The 19,019-nt window shown below is 53.4% G+C and carries 9 protein-coding genes and 2 pseudogenes; all 11 read left to right on the plus strand.

Annotated features, from left to right (window positions below; all coding sequences use genetic code 11):
- Positions 1-136: 136 nt before the first annotated feature.
- The 11 genes and pseudogenes from DW800_RS02845 (at position 137) to DW800_RS02890 (ending at position 18,969) form a co-directional block, all read left to right on the plus strand.
- On the plus strand, positions 137-2,272 hold the full coding sequence (locus tag DW800_RS02845) for a type IA DNA topoisomerase (RefSeq protein ID WP_119957771.1): 2,136 nt from the start codon (positions 137-139) through the stop codon (positions 2,270-2,272).
- 225 nt (positions 2,273-2,497) lie between these two features.
- Positions 2,498-2,947, plus strand: coding sequence for a DUF1896 family protein (locus DW800_RS02850; RefSeq protein WP_119957772.1), 450 nt, complete (start codon positions 2,498-2,500; stop codon positions 2,945-2,947).
- Positions 2,937-4,409: pseudogene (locus tag DW800_RS20110) on the plus strand (N-6 DNA methylase); the annotation flags it as partial. The gene DW800_RS02850 and the pseudogene DW800_RS20110, both read left to right, overlap by 11 nt.
- 402 nt (positions 4,410-4,811) lie before the next feature.
- A pseudogene (locus tag DW800_RS02855) lies at positions 4,812-8,966 on the plus strand (helicase-related protein); the annotation flags it as partial.
- 239 nt (positions 8,967-9,205) lie between these two features.
- Positions 9,206-11,062 carry a helix-turn-helix domain-containing protein gene (locus DW800_RS02860; protein ID WP_165859878.1) on the plus strand — a complete coding sequence of 619 codons (1,857 nt, stop codon included), beginning with the start codon at positions 9,206-9,208 and terminating at the stop codon, positions 11,060-11,062.
- Positions 11,063-11,406: 344 nt separating this feature from the next.
- Positions 11,407-12,588, plus strand: a complete 1,182-nt coding sequence (locus DW800_RS02865; protein ID WP_119957831.1) for a DUF3575 domain-containing protein — start codon at positions 11,407-11,409, stop codon at positions 12,586-12,588.
- Positions 12,589-12,635: 47 nt separating this feature from the next.
- A complete protein-coding gene (locus tag DW800_RS02870) occupies positions 12,636-13,487 on the plus strand; it encodes a FimB/Mfa2 family fimbrial subunit (protein WP_119957774.1) in 852 nt (283 codons plus the stop codon).
- 61 nt (positions 13,488-13,548) lie between these two features.
- Positions 13,549-14,496 (plus strand): fimbrillin family protein, encoded by a 948-nt coding sequence (locus tag DW800_RS02875; protein WP_119957775.1) that lies wholly within the window; start codon positions 13,549-13,551, stop codon positions 14,494-14,496.
- 35 nt (positions 14,497-14,531) lie between these two features.
- Positions 14,532-15,428: a fimbrillin family protein gene (locus DW800_RS02880; RefSeq protein WP_119957776.1), complete on the plus strand. Its 897-nt coding sequence runs from the start codon at positions 14,532-14,534 to the stop codon at positions 15,426-15,428.
- 200 nt (positions 15,429-15,628) lie between these two features.
- Positions 15,629-17,389, plus strand: a complete 1,761-nt coding sequence (locus tag DW800_RS02885; RefSeq protein ID WP_119957777.1) for a fimbrillin family protein — start codon at positions 15,629-15,631, stop codon at positions 17,387-17,389.
- An 11-nt stretch (positions 17,390-17,400) separates the two neighbouring features.
- Positions 17,401-18,969: a DUF1566 domain-containing protein gene (locus tag DW800_RS02890; protein WP_119957778.1), complete on the plus strand. Its 1,569-nt coding sequence runs from the start codon at positions 17,401-17,403 to the stop codon at positions 18,967-18,969.
- Positions 18,970-19,019 lie beyond the last annotated feature (50 nt).

The following is a 19,019-nucleotide window of genomic DNA, read 5'->3' on the forward strand; positions in this document are numbered from 1 at the left end:
AAATTCATTACAAGAGAATAAACAACGGATTGAAACGGGGCCTCATGCGCCATGTACCGCATATCCCACGGATAACCGGCGTACCCCGTTCCACTCCACAAGGAACAAAAGTATCAATGATTAAAACAGAAAATGTATGATTACCATATTGGCAGAAAAACCGAGCGTGGCACGTGAGATAGCACGCATCGCCGGAGCAACAAGAAAGGAAGAAGGATTTTATACAGGAAACGGATACCATGTGACATGGGCACTGGGGCATCTGGTACAACCTGCCCTGCCTGAGGGCTACGGCTTCAAGGGATTCAGCAGGGACAGCCTGCCGGTGATACCGGAGGAGTTCATGCTGATACCACGCCAGGTAAAGACGGACAAGGGCTACAAGGCGGACGCGGCAGCGGTGAAACAGATAAAAGTGATTACGAAACTGTGGAACGAGAGCGACGGCATAATAGTGGCAACGGACTGCGCACGCGAAGGGGAACTGATATTCAGATACCTGTATGCCTATACGGGCTGTACGCTGCCATTCCGCCGCCTGTGGATAAGCTCGCTTACGGACACCGCCATCCGCAAAGGATTGAAGGAACTGAAGGACGGGCATGAATATGATGACCTGTATCTGGCGGCAAAGGCACGCAGCGAGGCGGACTGGCTGGTGGGCATCAACGGCACGCAGGCACTGACCGTCGCCGCCGGGCGCGGCACATACTCGGTGGGGCGTGTGCAGACACCCACACTGGCGATGGTCTGCAAGCGGTACCGGGAAAACAGACGCTTCACTCCGGAGCCGGTACACCAGCTGCATTTCTCGGTGACACCGGTGGGTACGGATACGGTAGTGAAGTTTTCCTCGGTAAAGAAGTGGCAGGACAAGGAAGAGGCGGCTGCATCATACAATAAGGTAAAGGCGAAGATGTGCGCCACCGTCACTAAGGTGGAAAAGAAGGAGAAGGTGGAGAACCCTCCGCTGCTGTACGACCTGACCACACTGCAGAAGGAGGCGAACACGAAACACGGATTCACGGCGGAACAGACGCTGGAACTGGTACAGAAGCTCTATGAAGCGAAGCTCGTCACCTATCCGAGAACATCGAGCCGCCATATTCCGGAAGATGTGTTTGCTGAAATACCGCTGCTGTTTGAACGGCTGGCAGGACACTCCGCCCTTGCGGAGAAAATCGGGGAACTGGGAGAACTGAACCGCCGTTGTGTGGATGCCTCGAAAGTGACTGACCACCATGCCCTGCTGGTGACACCCAACCGCCCGCTTGCCCTGTATAAGAACGAGCAGATCATCTACGACATGATTGCCGGACGCATGGTAGAGGCATTTTCGGAGGAATGTGTGAAGGATACGGCTACCGTAGTAGCGGAGGTGGTGCCGGACGCAGGCGAAAGATGCGAGAGCCTGACATTTGAGGCGAAAGGCTGCATCGTGCGCAAGGCAGGCTGGCGCGGCGTGTACGGAGAGTACGGCGAGGACAGCGGGAATACGGCATTGCCGGACTGGGCGGAAGGCGACACACTGGTGATGGCAGGATGCTCGATGAGTTCGGGCATGACCCGACCGAAACCGCTGCATACGGAAAGTTCGCTGCTGGCAGCGATGGAGACCGCCGGACGCGACGATGTGGAGGATGAGGAGGCACGCCAGGCCCTGAAGGACTGCGGTATCGGCACACCCGCCACACGTGCCGCAATAATCGAAACGCTGCTCAGAAGGGAATACATGGTGCGTGTGAAGAAATCGCTGGTGCCGACGGAGAAAGGACTAGCCCTGTATTCCATTGTCAAGGAAATGGACATCGCCAATGTGGAGATGACCGGACGCTGGGAAGCGGAACTGGCAAAGATAGAACAGGGAAAGACACCACATGAGGCTTTTATGAGGGACATAGAAAGCTATACCCGCAAGATTACCACGGACCTGCTTGCGTGTGACCGCATTTTCGGGCACAAGGCATCGGGCTGTACCTGCCCCAAATGCGGCACGGGCACGATGCAGTTCTACGGTAAGGTTGTGCGCTGTGACAATCCGGACTGCCTGCTGCCCGTGTTCCGCCAGATAGCGGGCAAGACACTTACCGACGAGGAAATGACCGGTCTGCTGACGGAAGGAAAGACGGCGATGCTTGGCGGGTTCAAGAGCAAGCAGGGCAAGCCCTTCAGCGCTGCGGTGACTTTTGATGCGGAGTTCAACACGAAGCTGGTGTTTGCGGAGAGTAAAGGCGAAAGAAAAGGTACGAAAACGAAAGGAAGAAGAAAATAATGAGTAATTTTGCCACTGATTCATGTCATAATCTGTTTCAACCTGGTTGTACTTTTTATTTACATGGATTTAGTGGTGACTGATTGTCGGCTGCACTCGGCATAGTTCTGACAAGTCCGACTCTGCCCTCATTTGCACGACAATTAGTGGTGGCACCCGGAGGGATACCGGGTGCCTTTTTCCTTTTCATTTCCATAATCATTTATCCACTAAATCCATCATAAAATGAAACAGAACAAGAAAACCGCTCCGGCGGAGCTGTCCTACTACGGGCTGTATCTGCTGGACTATCTGAGAAAATATCATCCGGACAAAGTATCAAACACCCCATTCATTACTGGAAGGGAGGAAGCCGCCTCGGAAACATTCGAGAAGGAAAGGGCGGCGGGAAGTACGGTGGAAGCCGCACAGGAGGAAGCCATGCGCGTCCTGCTCGAAGGGCTGCACTTCTCCCCCTACGCACTGCTGCTTGAGGTGGTGGAAAACGAGTTTTCCGAAGAGGTGCAGGAACAGGAACGCGAGGCGTTCTGCCGGGAGATATTCCCGCATCTGAAAAACCTGTTTGCCGGCTATCCCACAACGGACGACACATTCGCCCTGTCGCCCGAACACGACCTGCTCTATACGGAGCTGACGGGTGCGATAATGCTTTATCTGGAGGCTTATGGCGTTTAACAAGAAGCAGAGGCTCAGGGAAAACATCGAGGCGATACGGACGGCATTCACACTAGAGAAAGAACGGCGCACGCCCACCGCACGGGAACGGGCGCTGCTGGAGAGGTACTGCGGCTTCGGGGGACTGAAGTGCATACTGAATCCCGCCAGGGAACTGACGGATGCCGTACACTGGGCGAAATCAGACCTCGAACTGTTTGCCCCGACGGTGGAGCTGCACCGTCTGATACGGGAGAACAGCCGGGACGAAACGGAGTACAGGCGGTATGTGGACTCGCTGAAGGCATCGGTGCTGACGGCATTCTATACGCCGCAGGCCATTGCGGACACCATAGCGGACGTGCTGCACGACCGCAAAGTACGCCCAAAGCTGGTGCTGGAGCCATCGGCGGGTATGGGCGCATTCATCAGCCCGGTATTGTCGAACAATCCGCAGGCGGAGGTGATGGCATTTGAGAAAGACCTGCTGACGGGCAAGCTGCTGGGCTGCCTGTACCCGCAGCAGAAGATACGCACGGAGGGTTTCGAGAAAATAGAAAAGCCGTTTCTGAACCATTTTGACCTTGCCATCTCCAATATCCCTTTCGGGGATTTCGGAGTGTTTGATGCGGAGTTCAGCCGCAGCGCATCCTTCGGCAGACGTTCGGCACAGAAAGCCATCCATGACTATTTCTTTCTGAAAGGTCTGGATGCGGTGCGTGACGGCGGCATCGTGGCGTTCGTCACCTCGCAGGGGGTGTTGAACAGTTCGAGGGTTTCCGTCAGGAACGAGATGTTCAGCAAGGCGAATCTGGTATCGGCAATACGACTGCCCAACAACCTGTTTACCGACAATGCAGGCACGGAAGCCGGCAGCGACCTGATCATCCTGCAAAAAGACCTGCAAAAGAAGGGACTGACACAGGAGGAACGGGTTCTGACCATCATACAGACGGAACATAACGGCGGACTGACGGACAACGCCTATTTTGCCTACCACACGGAGCGTATCATACATACCGATGCGAAGAGGGGTACCGACACGTACGGAAAACCGGCGATGGTATATACGCACAGCGGAGGTGTGGAGGGTATTGCCATGGACCTGTACAGGATGCTGTCGGAAGACCTGTCGGCACGGCTGGACATGGAACGCTACAACGGCATGGGGCATGAAAGAGAGGATGTGCGGCAGAACATTGCCGTACAGACCGAGGGTATTGAGGTGAAAAGAGAAAACTCCGCTTCGGTTGCGAGAGAACTGGAGGAGATGAAAAGAGAAAATATCCATCCAGTTGAGGGTGAACGGGAGGAGGTGAAAAGAGAGAACTCCGCTTCGGCTGCGGGTGAGCTGGAGGAGACGAAAAGAGAAAATACCCATCCGGTTGAGGGTGAGCGGGCGGAGGTGAAAAGAGAAAACTCCACCTCTGTTGCTGGTGTAGCGGACGGGACAAAACGGGAAGAAAACAGTGTGCAGCCGAAAGTGCAAGTGATGACCGGCATGTCACAGGAAGCGCAAAGCAGACAGACGGGAGGAACGGTAATGGACCTGTATGACCTGTTCGGCTATACGCAGGAGGAAAGACGGATGGCTGAACAGGGTCTGAAACCGGACAGGAAGAAAGGCGGAAAGTACAAAGGGAAGAAACCCGTGCAGCCGACACTGTTCTCCCTGCCAGCGGAGGATACGGAAAGGACAACGGACAAGGGAAATGCGGAAGCGGTTGCCGGCATCACCCCGGAAGAGGCACGTGAAATGGACGAAATCATACGCGGCGGAACGGATGCGCCGACGGCTGCCGAACCGGAAGCGGCTGTCCCGACAACGGAAAAGACGGGGCCCGGCACCGCAACGGAAGAATCCTATGACCCGGAAGATGAAGTGTACCGCAGTCTGGACTGGGAAACGAACCCGCCCATCAACGGATTCTATGAAATGATGATGGACCTTACACCGGAACGACGTGCGGAGCTGCGCCGGCTGGGAAAGACGAAGATGGAAGCCAACGCCGCCAGACAAGCGACCGGAACAACGGAGGCGAAAAGAGAAAAAGCCGATGCGGGGAAAACGGCGGAAACGCAGGATACGACTGCTACGGTAGTCTATCCGGTGGAAAACGGATTCGAGGCGGAAAGGAAGCGCCGGATTGCGGAGGTGGAAGAAGCCATGCGCCGTGAGGAGGCCGCCCTGACACCGGAAGAACGGCAGCGCAAACGGGAGGAGGAAATGATGCCGCGCCCGTTCAAGGGCATACTGGAGCCGCACCTGAAGGACGGCTCGCTGGCATGGGAATACACGGCAGGCGTACGGTTCCAGGTGGGCGTGCTGAAGGATGTCACCCGCTACGGCGCCACATTCCAGCCGCTGGACATGGACGGGATGCAGGCACAGAAGGCACAGCTATACATAGACCTGCGCAACACCTACGAACGGCTCTATGCCTACGAAGCGGAGAAGCACGAAGAGAACGAAATGCTGCGCCGCCACCTGAACACCTACTATGACGAGTTCGCGATGCGGTACGGTTGCCTGAACGCCAAGCAGAACGTGAAGCTGCTGATGATGGACGCTTCGGGGCGCAACATGCTGGCACTGGAACGCAGCGAGGGTGGCACGATGGTGAAGGCGGACATATTCGACCGCCCCGTTTCCTTTTCGCAGGAAACGGCAGTCGCCGCGGAATCGCCGGAGGAAGCCCTGTCCACCTCGCTGAACCTGTATGGCGGAGTAAACCTGCCCTACATGGAATCCATCTGCGACATGCCGCAGGCGGACATGCTGGAGGCACTGAAAGGACGGGTATTCTACAACCCGCTGGCAGAGGGCTACGAGATAGCCGACCGCTTCATAGCCAGGAATGTGGTACAGAAGGCCGCCGATGTGGAGGAATGGATAAGCGGACACGGGGAGCACGGGATGCTGCCGCAGGCAAGGGAGTCGCTGGAAGCGCTGAAAGAAGCCATGCCGGAACAGATCCCGTTTGAGGACCTGGACTTCAACTTCGGGGAACGATGGATACCCACGGGCGTGTATGCCGCCTACATGAGCCGTCTGTTTGACACGGACGTGCGTATAAGCTACTCGGAGAGCCTTGACGAGTATTCGGTGGCGTGCGGCCACAGGACGATGAAAATCACCGACGAGTTTCTGGTGAAGGGGTACTACCGCCACTATGACGGGATGCACCTGCTGAAACACGCCCTGCACAACACCTGCCCCGACATGATGAAGAAGGTCGGCGAGGACGAGAACGGGAACGACATAAAGGTGCGGGACAGCGAGGGCATACAGCTGGCGAACGCGAAGATTGACGAAATCAGAAACGGATTTACGGAATGGCTGGAAGAGCAGTCGCCGGAGTTCAAGAAACGGCTGACGGACATGTACAACAACAAGTTCAACTGCTTCGTGCGACCGAAATATGACGGCTCGCACCAGAAATTTCCGGAACTGAATCTGAAAGGACTGGGAATCACAGACCTGTACCCCAGCCAGAAGGACTGCATCTGGATGCTGAAACAGAACGGCGGAGGAATAGCCGACCACGAGGTGGGAACCGGCAAGACGCTGATCATGTGCGTGGCAGCGCATGAGATGAAGCGTCTGGGGCTGGTGCACAAGCCGATGATTATCGGGCTGAAGGCGAATGTAAGGGAGATAGCCGAATGCTACCGCACGGCATACCCCAACGCAAGAGTGCTGTATGCCTCGGAAAAGGATTTTGCCGCATCCGGCAGGGTGCGCTTCTTCAACGACATACGGAACAACGACTGGGACTGCATCATCATGAGCCACGACCAGTTCGGGAAGATACCGCAGTCGCCGGAACTGCAGCAACGGATATTGCAGGCGGAGCTGGATACGGTGGAGGAAAATCTGGAAGTGCTGCGTTCGCAGGGCAAGGACGTGTCGCGTGCGATGCTGAAGGGACTGGAGAAACGCAAGTTCAACCTGCAAGCCAAGCTGGAGAAGGTGGAACACGCGATAAAGTCGAGGACGGACGATGTGGTGGACTTCAGGCAGATGGGCATCGACCATATCTTTGTGGACGAGTCGCACCAGTTCAAGAACCTGACATTCAACACAAGGCATGACCGCGTGGCGGGTCTGGGCAACTCGGAAGGCAGCCAGAAGGCACTGAACCTGCTGTTTGCCATCCGCACCATTCAGGAGCGGACGGGAAAGGACTTGGGGGCGACGTTCCTGTCGGGCACGACTATCAGCAACTCGCTGACGGAGCTGTACCTGCTGTTCAAGTACCTCCGCCCGAAGGAGCTGGAAAGGCAGGACATCCGATGCTTCGACGCATGGGCGGCGATATTCGCCAAGAAGACGACGGACTTCGAGTTCAACGTGACGAACAACATCGTGCAGAAGGAACGCTTCCGCTACTTCATCAAGGTGCCGGAGCTGGCGGCGTTCTACAACGAAATCACCGACTACCGCACGGCGGAGGACGTGGGCGTGGACAGGCCGGACAAGAACGAGGTGCTGCACCACATACCGCCCACCCCCGACCAGGAGTATTTCATCAAACAGCTGATGGAATTTGCCAAGACGGGTGACGCCACCCTGCTGGGCAGGCTGCCGCTGTCGGAAACGGAGGAAAAGGCGAAAATGCTCATCGCCACGGACTACGCGCGGAAGATGGCGCTGGACATGCGCATGATAGACCCGGAATATGAAGACCACCCGGACAACAAAGCGAGCCACTGTGCAAGAACGATTGCGGAATATTACCGGAAGTATGACGAGCAGCTCGGCACGCAGTTCGTATTCTCCGACTTGGGTACCTACCAGCCGGGCGGGTGGAGCGTATATACCGAAATCAAGCGCAAACTGGTGGAGGACTACGGCATACCCGCCCATGAAATCCGCTTCATTCAGGAGTGCAAGAGCGAGAAGTCAAGGAAAGCGGTGATAGAGGCGATGAACGAGGGATATGTGCGCGTGCTGTTCGGCTCGACCTCGATGCTCGGCACGGGCGTGAACGCCCAGCGCAGGGCGGTGGCAATCCACCACCTCGATACGCCGTGGCGACCGTCCGACCTCGCCCAGCGCGATGGTCGGGCGGTTAGAAAGGGCAACGAGATAGCGAAGCTGTACGCTGACAACAAGGTGGACGTAATCATCTACGCAGTGGAGAAGTCGCTGGACTCGTACAAGTTCAACCTGCTGCACTGCAAGCAGACGTTCATCTCGCAGCTCAAAAGCGGTGCGATGGGTGCAAGAACCATAGACGAGGGGGCGATGGACGAGAAGTCGGGCATGAACTTCTCGGAGTACATGGCTATCCTGTCAGGGAACACCGACCTGCTGGACAAGGCGAAGCTGGAGAAACGCATCGCCTCGCTGGAGGGAGAGCGCAAGTCGTTCAACAAGGGCAAGCGCGAGTCGGAACTGAAACTGGAGTGCAAGACCGGGGAACAGAGGAACAACCAAGCCGCCATAGCCGCCATGACAGAGGATTGGGAGAAATTCACCGCCGCAGCACAGACAGACAAGGAGGGCAACCGGCTGAACCTGCTGAAGATTGACGGTCTGGATTCGACAGACGAAAAGACAATCGGAAAGCGTTTACAGGAGATAGCCAAGAACGCCACGACGGGCGGGCAGTATAAGCGCGTGGGCGAACTGTACGGCTTCCCCATCGAGGTGGTCAGCGAACCGACACTAAGGGACGGGCTGAAGTTCACCGACAACCGTTTCGTGGTGGCGGGCAATTACAGGTACAACTACAACAACGGGCATCTGGCGATGGCTGACACGCACGCCGCCGCCACGAACTTCCTGAACGCTCTGGAGAAGATACCGGGCATCATCGACCAGTATAAAAAGAAAAACGAGGTGCTGGAACAGGAAATTCCGCAGCTCCAAGCAATAGCGGGCAAGGAGTGGAAGAAAGAAGACGAACTGAAAGGGTTGAAGTCCGAACTCGCCACTCTGGACCGCAAGATACAGCTGGAACTGGCTCCCAAGCATGAAGAAGCGCCCGACCACGGACAAAACAATGACATGAGGCCCCAGTCGGAAGCTATAGCCCAACCGGAATTTGTAAAGTCCGATTTACATGATTCGACCACTTTTTCCGTTTCCCATCACAACAAGGGTTTGAAGCTATGAATAAACAATACAGACCGGCAAACGGATTTTTATCCTGCTGCCGGTCTGTAAACATATTATATAATCCGGAAGAAACAGTTTTTTTATCCGAAATGTATAGCTGCGATAATAATTTGATATACCTTTGCAATGAGAAAATTGTTTTTTTATTGATTATGAGCAAAATATTACATATAATCCTACTTATATGCACCATAGTTATCACAGAAGGTTGTACAGGAAATCAGAAACAAGCGTCCGGAACAGAGTGTGACAGTACCTATGTGGCAGTTCACATACAGAATTTGTCCATCGTGAATCCGAAGGAAGCGTTGGCCCTGCTCGACACGGCAGAACAGCAAGGGCTGATGGATGATTTTGAGCTCAACCGGTTGCGTGCCGTGGTATACCATAACGGCTTTTCGGATAACAACAAGTCATTGGAATATGCAATGAAGGCATATGACTCTCCTTCGGCGCATGAAGACATCAGGAAGTTTCTTTCCCTTATCCAAATGATAGCCAACCAGTATTATTTGAACGGCGACTATGCCCGGAGTGTCGAGTTTTGCACAAAGGGCATAAAGATTGCCCAAGACAGCGTCATCAGAAGTGCGGAGGCGAATCTGACATTCAAGCTCGGCAGGAACCTGCTGGTCCTGAACCGTGAAGACGAGGGATTCGGACATTACTTCAAAGCAGTTGACATTCTTGACGGGGAATCGGAGAAGGACAACACTTGGGAAACAAGCGATGACTATATCTATACGCTTGCCATTTTAATCGGTACACTGAGGAACGAAGGCTATTATGACAAAGCGACCGGTTTGCTCCCCCGATATGAGGATGCCGTCAGACGGCTTGAAACCAAGGAGCAGATACCGGACGGTCTTATTGATATGCGTCGGGCCAGCGGCTATGGCATGGCAGCCCATCTCTATGCCATAAAAGGCGAGAAGGACAAAGCACATGAGGAATATCTGAAACTTTGTTCTACGGAGTATTCCAAAACCCCGGACGCCGGACAGCTTACGATTCCCTATCTGTTTGAGGCAGGTGACTACCGTGAGGCGTTGCGAAAGTTGCAGGAAGAAAAGAAGTATTGGCAGGCCAACATTGACACCATAAGTTACAGCTATATCCGGAACCATCTGGAATCGGAACTGGCCGTGCACGAAAAACTTGGCGACATCCGTTCCGCCAACCGTGTCCTTCATACCATACAGACACTGAATGACTCACTGCGCATCCGGGACCGTAACGAAAAAGCGCTTGAACTGGCGGAAATATACAAGACCAACGAACAGGCGGCACAACTGAAAGAACAGGAAAACACCATACGCATACGTACCCTCATCTTTTCCTTTACAGCCCTGCTGCTGGTTGTGGCGGTAGGCTTCATCATCCGTATCCTGCGCGACAAGCGTGTCATCCAGAAGAAAAATGAGGCTATGGTAGGGACCATCAATGAGCTGATGACCTACAAGAACGAACTTTTTATCCGACGGGAAGAGAACATACGCCTGCGTGACGAGCTGCGGCAATTCCACGAAGCACAAAGTCAGACAAATTCCGGTACGGAGGATATGCAGGAGCCGGACAGTACGCAGGAGAAGGAAGATTCCAGTCCGACACTTGAACTGACCGAAAATGACCGTGTGCTGTACGACCGCATGTGTCATGAGATTGTCAGCCGCAAGCTGTATCTGAATCCCGATTTCAACAAAAGCGGGCTGATGAAGGAGATTCATGTACCGGCTTACAAGTTTGCCGCACTGTTCAGGAAGTTTGGCGGTTGCAGTTTCACACAATACCTACAGGATTGCCGGATTGACTATGCCATCAATCTGATGCATGAGTATCCTCAGTGGAGCATGGATGCTGTTGCCAAGGAAGCACAAATGTCTAAAACTTCATTTTTCAGGCAATTTCAAAAGAAGTATGGTATGAGTCCGTCCAATTATATTGAAAAGGAACAATTAACCTCAAATCGACAGAGTGTTGATAGTCAAGATATTAACGCAGAGATGTGATTTTTTGGAACTCCTAATGTGATTTTTTGGGACTCCTACCCACTTGAAAAGCACTCTTTTTTATCACCTCTTAATTACCTTTGCTCCATGTCAAACTGAAATACAGAAATGATATGGAGCAACTTTATTTATACATACTTCTCATTGCAACCCTGCCCGTCATAGCGGTGCTTGCCTTTGCCCTCTGCCGTTGCAGGCGGAGGCTGAGTCGCTGTCAGGAAGCGATGGTGCGCCTGATTAACGAGAATCTCGACATGAAAGAGAAGTTGCCCGCGCACGAACGCCCCAATTTCATGAACCGCGGGGACATCACGCCCGAAGAATTTACAGAAATCATACATAATATGCTGAAAAGACTGATGTTTTTATCCCTCTTTTTCCTTGTCGCGGTATATCCGATGAAAGCGCAGGAAAAGCAGGACACGACCTATCTGTTCCGCTTCGTGGCGGACAAGGACATGTTTTACTCCCCGTGGAACGGCAACGGCGAACAGCTCGCCCGCCTGTTGAAATGCGTCGATGAGAACCGCTCTGCCATTGAATCGGGGCAAATGTACCTGTTGGTGACAAGCTACGGCACAGACGGAAATGCCGGGCAGCCGGCTACAGAAGTGGCGAAAGTACGCCGCAACCGGGTGAAGTCGGAACTGATTATGCGCGGCAAGGTAAAGGAAACGCATTTCGTTACAGACCGTTCTTTTGATGCCGGCTATACGGATGAGAACGGTAAATCCTTGCGCAACATAGTCATCGTTACACTTCCCGCCTCTGCGGACAAGGTAGCGGAAATAGCCGGAGAGGAAGCCGCAACCAAGGTAGAAGCCTATAATAAAGAGGTATCGGGCGAGGCGGAACGCGAGCGCATTGCCGCAGAGAAAGCAAGAGTACAAGCCGGGGAAGCTCGTATGAAAGCTGAAGAAGAGAGGATTAGGCAGGAGGAAGTACGGATAGTCGCAGAAAAAAACGAAGCCGAAAGAAAGGCAACGGAGGCAGAACACACTGATGCAAAAGGAACTACCCCAAAGATACAGAAGGAACCGGAACAATATCACGTAGCCCTGCGTGCCAACCTTCTGCGCTGGGCCACGCTCACTCCCGACCTCGGCGTGGAGTGGCGCATAAGCCGCAATGTGGGCATCACCGTCAACGGCTCGTGGACCACATGGAGCTGGGACGGCAAAGCACGCCGCTATGCACTGTGGGAAGTGGCTCCCGAAGTGCGTTATTATATAGGTAAGGAGAAGCGCGGATATATCGGTGCGATGTACAAGGCAGGTGAGTTCAACTACAAGCTGTCCGCCACCGGCAAGCAGGGCGACCTGACGGGCGGAGGCATCACTGGCGGCTATCAGCTGAGGCTTGGCAAGGCACTGTCGATGGACTTCTCGCTCTCACTGGGCTGTCTCCGTGCCGACTATAAGAAATATACCGTCACCGACGGCACCCGTGTCCGTCAGGGCAAGGAGAGCAACAACTGGTGGGGACCCACCTCTGCCGGAGTAACTTTGGCATGGACGATATTCTAAATGAAAAGGAGGCAACAATGTACAGAAACAATACTATATATAATATAATGGCAGCAGCGGCAATGGCTCTGTCGCTCACCTCCTGCGTCAAGGACGAACTTCACGACACTCCTCATCCCGACCACGGTACGTTGACCGTCTCAGCCGACTGGACGGAACGCGGCGAGGGCATTCCCGCGCCGGGGAAATGGGCAATAAGCATAGGAGACTACACAGCCGAAGAGACAGGAATCACCCATGAGGTGCGCCAACTCTTCGAGCCGGGCAACTACCGCCTGACAACCTACAACCCCGCCGACGGCATGACGGTGGCAGGCACCACCGCCACTATATCCGCATCATCCAGCAGAAGAGGAGACGCCCTCATCAGCGGCAACCCAGGATGGCTGTTCACTGCAGTGCAGGACATCGCCATAGCGAAAGACCACGACCACCTGTTCACCGCCGCCATGCGGCAGCAGGTAAGGCAGCTCACATTGATTATCGAGCCCACAGGCGACACGGCTGACAAGATAGAAAGCATCGCCGGAACACTCTCAGGCGTCGCCAGCACACTCGACTTCGCCACAGCCACGCACGGCAACCCGTCGGATGTGGAACTGGATTTCACGAAGATAACCGAAGGCACCGATGCAGACAAATGGAAAGCCACGGTGCGCCTGCTCGGCATCACCGGCGACGTGCAGCAGCTGGCGGCCACGGTGACATTCGCAGGGGGCAATCCCAAGCCCGTCAACATTGAGAGCGACCTCTCGGAGGTGCTTGCCCGGTTCAACACCGACAAGACCTCGCCGCTCACGCTCGGCGGCTCGATGGTGGATGCACCCGGAGAAGCCGGCATCACCGCTACCATCGACAAATGGGAGGAAGTGGATGCAGGAAACATCAATGCACAATAGATGCAGGAAACATCAATGCACAATAAAACGATAAAAATTAAACCAATAAAACAGAAAACGCATGAAAAGTGAAATGAAACCAATCATCACTGCCGCCCTGTGCCTTGCGGTGCTCGCAGGGTGCAGCAGCGGAGAGAACCTGCCGGATGCGAATGCCGGAAAGTGCAGTCCCGACTTTACGGCTACCATCGGCGGCGTGCAGACACGTGCGTTCGACAGCAGCTGGGAAGCCGGCGACGAAATCGGCATCAGCGGCGGCAGCTACACCAACGTATGCCACCTTACAAAAGAGGGCGACGGCAGATTCACCGTGAAAACGCCAGGCAGCGAGATTTATTTCCAGGACGAGGGCGAAGTGACCTTCACAGCCTATTATCCGTGGAACAGTCTCGAAACAGCCGAGGCAATCAGCGCCGACACATGGGCGCAGGCACATCAGAAAAGCTTCGACTTCCTCTGGGCACAGGCTTCAGGCAAGAAAGCGGCGCCACAGGTGGCTTTTACTTTCGCGCACAGAATGACGAAAGTGGTGCTGAGCGTCAAGCCCGGCAACGGTGTGGGCTATGACGAGGTAAAAGCCGCCCTGCTGTCGCTGGAAGAATTCCGACACAAAGGCACTTTCAACATTACCGACGGCAGCACATCCGTGGACGATGCCACAACGGCGATGTGGGAGTTCGCGGGCAATGAAAACGCCCACTACAACGCGCCCGCCATCTTTAACGATACCGAGGGCATGGTGACATTCCCGCTCATCTTCTTCCCGCAGGAATTTGACGAGCCGCTGCCGTTTTTTGCGAAGCTGGCGGGTGGACAAACCCTCAAGGCAGAGATAGACTTCACTGCCGCCAACCGTGAAAAGGACGGCGTTACCGCCAAAAACGAATGGGTGGCGGGACGCCGGTACAACCTCACGGTGACGCTCCACAAGACCGGAATCACACTTGACAACTGCTCCATCATGCCTTGGGAGGAAGTGAACGGAGGCAACATAGATGCTGAACAATAAACAAAATATTTAAATATAACAAAAACGAAAAAAACATGAGAAAAATTTATTTTTTCGCAGTCGTTGCGCTTGCACTGGCTGCCTGCGACAATGACGACAAGTATGTGGACAACGAACCGGTAGCCGCACAGATCACCGCCAACATCGGCAATTCCATCTCGTCCCGTGCCGCCGGAACGGCGTGGGATACGGGCGACAAAATCGGTATCACCACTTTCCGCGAAAACGAGCAGGGAGTGAACGAGAGCAAGTACGTCAATATGGAATACACCACCGAAAACGGTGAAGGAAAGTTCACCGGCACGCCCATGTACTTTCAGGACGCACAGGCCGAAGTGACTTTCACCGCCTACTATCCTTTCACCGGAACCGAGGGCACAGCTCCCGCCATAATCGAGAACAATACCCGGGCCGAACAGCAGACGCTTGGAAACCAGCCGAATTTCGACTACCTCTGGGACAGCCGTGTGGGCAAGAAGGGCCAGCCGAACATCAATTTCGAATTCGCCCACAAGATGAGCAAAATCACGATGACGTTCCAGGATGGAGAGGGCACCGATGTGAACAAGATAGAATCTTACTCGTTTGACGGGCTCGTGCTCGAGGGTACGTTCAATCCCGCCACAGGTGAGGCAAAAGCGAAAGAAATGGATTCGGAAACGCTTACCCTCAATGTCGAGAATGTGATAAGCGGCACCGCACGCCCGTCGATTATTGTCTATCCGCAGACCACGGCAGGCCAGGTGGTGCTGCGTATTGTCAAGGACGGTCAGACCTACAAGTGTGAGCTGGCGTTTGCCGGCGGCGAACTGAAAGCCGGCACCGACTATCAGTACACCATCACGCTGAACAAGACCGGTGCAAAAGTGACAAAGTCCGAAATCCATCCGTGGTCATTGCAGACCGGCACAGGCGACGCCACAATGGAATAACCCGACACAGCCATCCCGTGCGGCAGCGTCAAGCACGGAGGTACACATTGATAGGGTGTAACTGCCCCTCTCGCAGGGGGCGGTGGCACAAGAAAACCGACGACAAACCGAAAGTAGAAAACCGGACATTTTCAGGTTCTGCCGAGGTGCGAAGGAGGAAAACGAACGAAGTGAAGTTAAAAACAAGAAAAGACAACGATATGAATAGAAGCAAATTACATCTGTTACGGAATATGGCGGCACTGTTGCTTTGCGCGAGTGCAGCCTCGTGCTCGCAGGACGACATGCCGCAGACAGGCGGCACCCCACTGCCCGAGGGTGAATATCCGCTGACGCTCACCGCTTCGGTGGACGGAATGAATACCCGCGCCACCGGCAAGGACGCATGGGTAGATGGCGATATGATAGGCGTGCGCATCGGCACGGATGATGCGACAGGCTGCTACGAGCTAAACAGCGACGGCTCGATGAAGAATGTCATCACCCCGGTGTATTGGCAGAATACCGCCTCTTCCACTGTAACGGCATGGTATCCCTACGAGGGAAAAAAGAGCGTGGACATCTCCGACCAATCGAAAGGCTTTGTAAACATTGACTTTCTGACCGCTACGGCACCGGAACAAAACTACCAAAGCTCTGTGTCGTTAAAGTTCGAGCACCAAATGGCAAAGGTGAGCTATACGCTTCAGGCTGGCGATGGCATCACGGAAGATGACTTGAAAGGAGCCACCGTACAGATTGCCGGCTACACAAAAGCCTCCTTCTCTGAAGGAATACTGACAGGCACGGATGACGGCTGGATTACTCCGGCTTCCGACAATGATGCCCTGCTCGTGCCGAAAGACATGACGGGCAAACCGCTTATCAAGGTCAGCATCAACGGCAAAGACTTCATCTACACCCCGTCTGACGAAACCGCCGGAAACCTGAAAGCGGGCTGTCATAACACCTACACCATTACTGTCAAGAGAAACGAAATCGTGGTGGAAGCCGGGCAGAGCGTTACTTGGGGAAGTGGTGGAAACTTCACCTCAGGCATTGAGGAAACCCAGACATACAACCTCTTTTTAGCCTGCACAGATGACATTCAGGAGATATCGGTAACGGATAAAGGAGGTCAAACTCTGTCCCCAAAATCAGAAAACACTTATTCCTTGTCCACCCAAGGCTGCATAGTCAGGTATAAGATAGCCGAAACCGTACAACCTCCGTTCCGCCGCGACGGAACGACAGGAGGTTATGCCGAAATATCGGGAAGAAAAGAGGGCGACTTTTATGTCATGGAAATTTCCGACATGTCTTCCGACATAAGTATATCGATAGACCCGCACTCCGCACCCATTGTCGGGGACTATTATTATACCGATAACAGCTATTCGACCCAAATGCTCGATAAAAAGGAAAACTGTGTCGGTGTGGTTTTTCATGTCGGTCCAGGTCCGGGAGACGAGGTATCTGCCTATGATAGCAAGCTGAATGCCATTCACGGCTATGTGCTCGCTGCCTACCCTGCTTGTAATGGTGATCGTCCTTCTTGGTGCAATCCAAATTACCAGAAAGAGCTTATCGGCACTCATGAGCGACCCGACGACTGGTGCGGATACAAGAATACGAAGATGATAATCAATTCTGCCCAAAATAAAAACATAACCTTGTCGGCAGACAACTATACACATGTCTATTATGCCACCACATATAACCAAAACACCGCTCCGAGTCAGACAAGCGGTTGGTATCTGGGTTCTGCCGCACAGATGAAAAAGGTAATCGATGTGTCCGGTGTGATAACCGCTCCCATAAGTAATTGTGGCGATGCTACAAATATCAAATACTTGGGTACAAGTACCGAAAGGGACGATACTAAAAATGACATCTACGGTATCTACGACATAGAAGGCGGCAGTCTGCGCCTCGGCTTTAAAAACTACGGACAGAATCCACGACCTATATTAACATTCTAAATTGACCTGCAATGAAATTATTTCACCATAAACGCAACCGGCATCTTCTTGCCGCCGCTGCATTCATCATGCAACTGCTGTCCGCGTCCTGTACTTCCGACAGTTACTTGGACGAGCTCGGACAGCCGGAAACCTCTTTTGTCATCCAAATCGAGGCGGCAAACTTTTCGCAGTCCCCCGCCTCGCGGTCGAACAATACAAATTCCAATTACACCACCACATTCGCATCGGGGGACAAGGCAGGGCTGATTGCTGTCGACAAGAACGGAAGTGTCGTTCCGGAATTGAATAATGTCCCGCTCAACTATGATGGCTCGAAATGGAGCTTCGCCGACGGATCCTCCTATTATAACTCCGGTTATACCTACATCGCATATTATCCCTACAAGGAGGAGGCAAGCGGGCTGAAAAGTATCAGTGAACTGCGGCAGGCGTTTCCTCCTGCATTGGACCAGTCGGATATAAGCAAATATACCACTGCCGAGATTATGGCGGCAGAGGGTGAATGGGAGAGCAGCAGCAAGACGCTCCGTTTCGAAATGAAATACCTGCACACGCTGCTGGTACTGCCCAATGCGTATGATACCTATTATCAATTTTCCGAAAATTCATACAGTTTTTCCGCTCCGATAACGAATGTAGCCGTTACCGTAGGCGGCAAAGTATATAAGGCAATGAACTGGACCAATAACAATCTGAATCAGTACAGGGTCGTCATCCCTGCATCGAATCAGGAACGTGAATTGAGAGCCTGTTTGTCGGGAAATGACAAAAGTCTCATCCTTGAAACCCGACAGACACTGGCTGAAAGCCAGTATTACGAATGGCGAAACAATGGCTTCGACATTGGTAACTACTCTGAAAGCGGCTTGATACGCGTAGGTGATTTCGTTTGCCGTACAAACGATGGAAATGATTGGTTCATCGTGCCGCAGGAGGCATACGAAGCAGCGACCAATCCGATCGGTGTGGTGTTCCATGTCGGTCATAACGCTGAAAAGGATGATGCCATGTCTGTGTATCAGAACCAATTTAAGGATGGCAAATTCCATGGTTACGCGGTTGCCCTGACCGATGTGGGATCATATCGTTGGGCATACAAGGATGGTGCATACAGTCAGAATGCCGGAACGAGTACAAATACGGGGGATTGGAAAGGGTACAGCAATCAGAAAGCCATCGAAAATTTTGCCGACAACAATTCGGATGGATGGGAATTGAAACATTTTGAAGCGGCATATTGGTGCTCTCTTTATGGGACGGACCAAGGTGATGACTGGCAGCGTCGATACGCCGCACCGGTCAATACCAGCGGATGGTTCCTACCGTCGTGCAACCAGCTGACAACTCTTTATTCCTTGAATCGTGATAATGCGAATTTACTTGCCACATCAATGGACAATGTCAAGAGTCTGGATAAAGATCATATCCGTTGGTTCAGTACAGGTTGGTATTATTGGTCGTCCACTGAGCGTTCGCTCTACTCGGGCAGCGCGTGGAGCGTGTACTTCTACTATGGCAACACGAGCTACAACGGTAAGTACCGTACGTACGATGTGCGTGCCGTCCTCGCTTTCTGATCTATTTACCTATTTAATCTATTTATCTATTAAAGACTTATAGAGAGTAA

This window comes from Bacteroides sp. AM32-11AC (genome assembly GCF_003603515.1).
GTDB classification, from domain to species: Bacteria; Bacteroidota; Bacteroidia; order Bacteroidales; family Bacteroidaceae; genus Bacteroides; species Bacteroides uniformis.

What these genes read in the sequence shown, in the direction of transcription:
- DW800_RS02860 (WP_165859878.1), top strand. Translation starts at nt 9,206, where the DNA reads ATGAGCAAAATATTACATATAATCCTACTTATATGCACCATAGTTATC.
- DW800_RS02875 (WP_119957775.1), top strand. Translation starts at nt 13,549, where the DNA reads ATGAAAAGTGAAATGAAACCAATCATCACTGCCGCCCTGTGCCTTGCG.
- DW800_RS02890 (WP_119957778.1), top strand. Translation starts at nt 17,401, where the DNA reads ATGAAATTATTTCACCATAAACGCAACCGGCATCTTCTTGCCGCCGCT.
- DW800_RS02865 (WP_119957831.1), top strand. Translation starts at nt 11,407, where the DNA reads ATGCTGAAAAGACTGATGTTTTTATCCCTCTTTTTCCTTGTCGCGGTA.
- DW800_RS02885 (WP_119957777.1), top strand. Translation starts at nt 15,629, where the DNA reads ATGAATAGAAGCAAATTACATCTGTTACGGAATATGGCGGCACTGTTG.
- DW800_RS02845 (WP_119957771.1), top strand. Translation starts at nt 137, where the DNA reads ATGATTACCATATTGGCAGAAAAACCGAGCGTGGCACGTGAGATAGCA.
- DW800_RS02850 (WP_119957772.1), top strand. Translation starts at nt 2,498, where the DNA reads ATGAAACAGAACAAGAAAACCGCTCCGGCGGAGCTGTCCTACTACGGG.
- DW800_RS02880 (WP_119957776.1), top strand. Translation starts at nt 14,532, where the DNA reads ATGAGAAAAATTTATTTTTTCGCAGTCGTTGCGCTTGCACTGGCTGCC.
- DW800_RS02870 (WP_119957774.1), top strand. Translation starts at nt 12,636, where the DNA reads ATGGCAGCAGCGGCAATGGCTCTGTCGCTCACCTCCTGCGTCAAGGAC.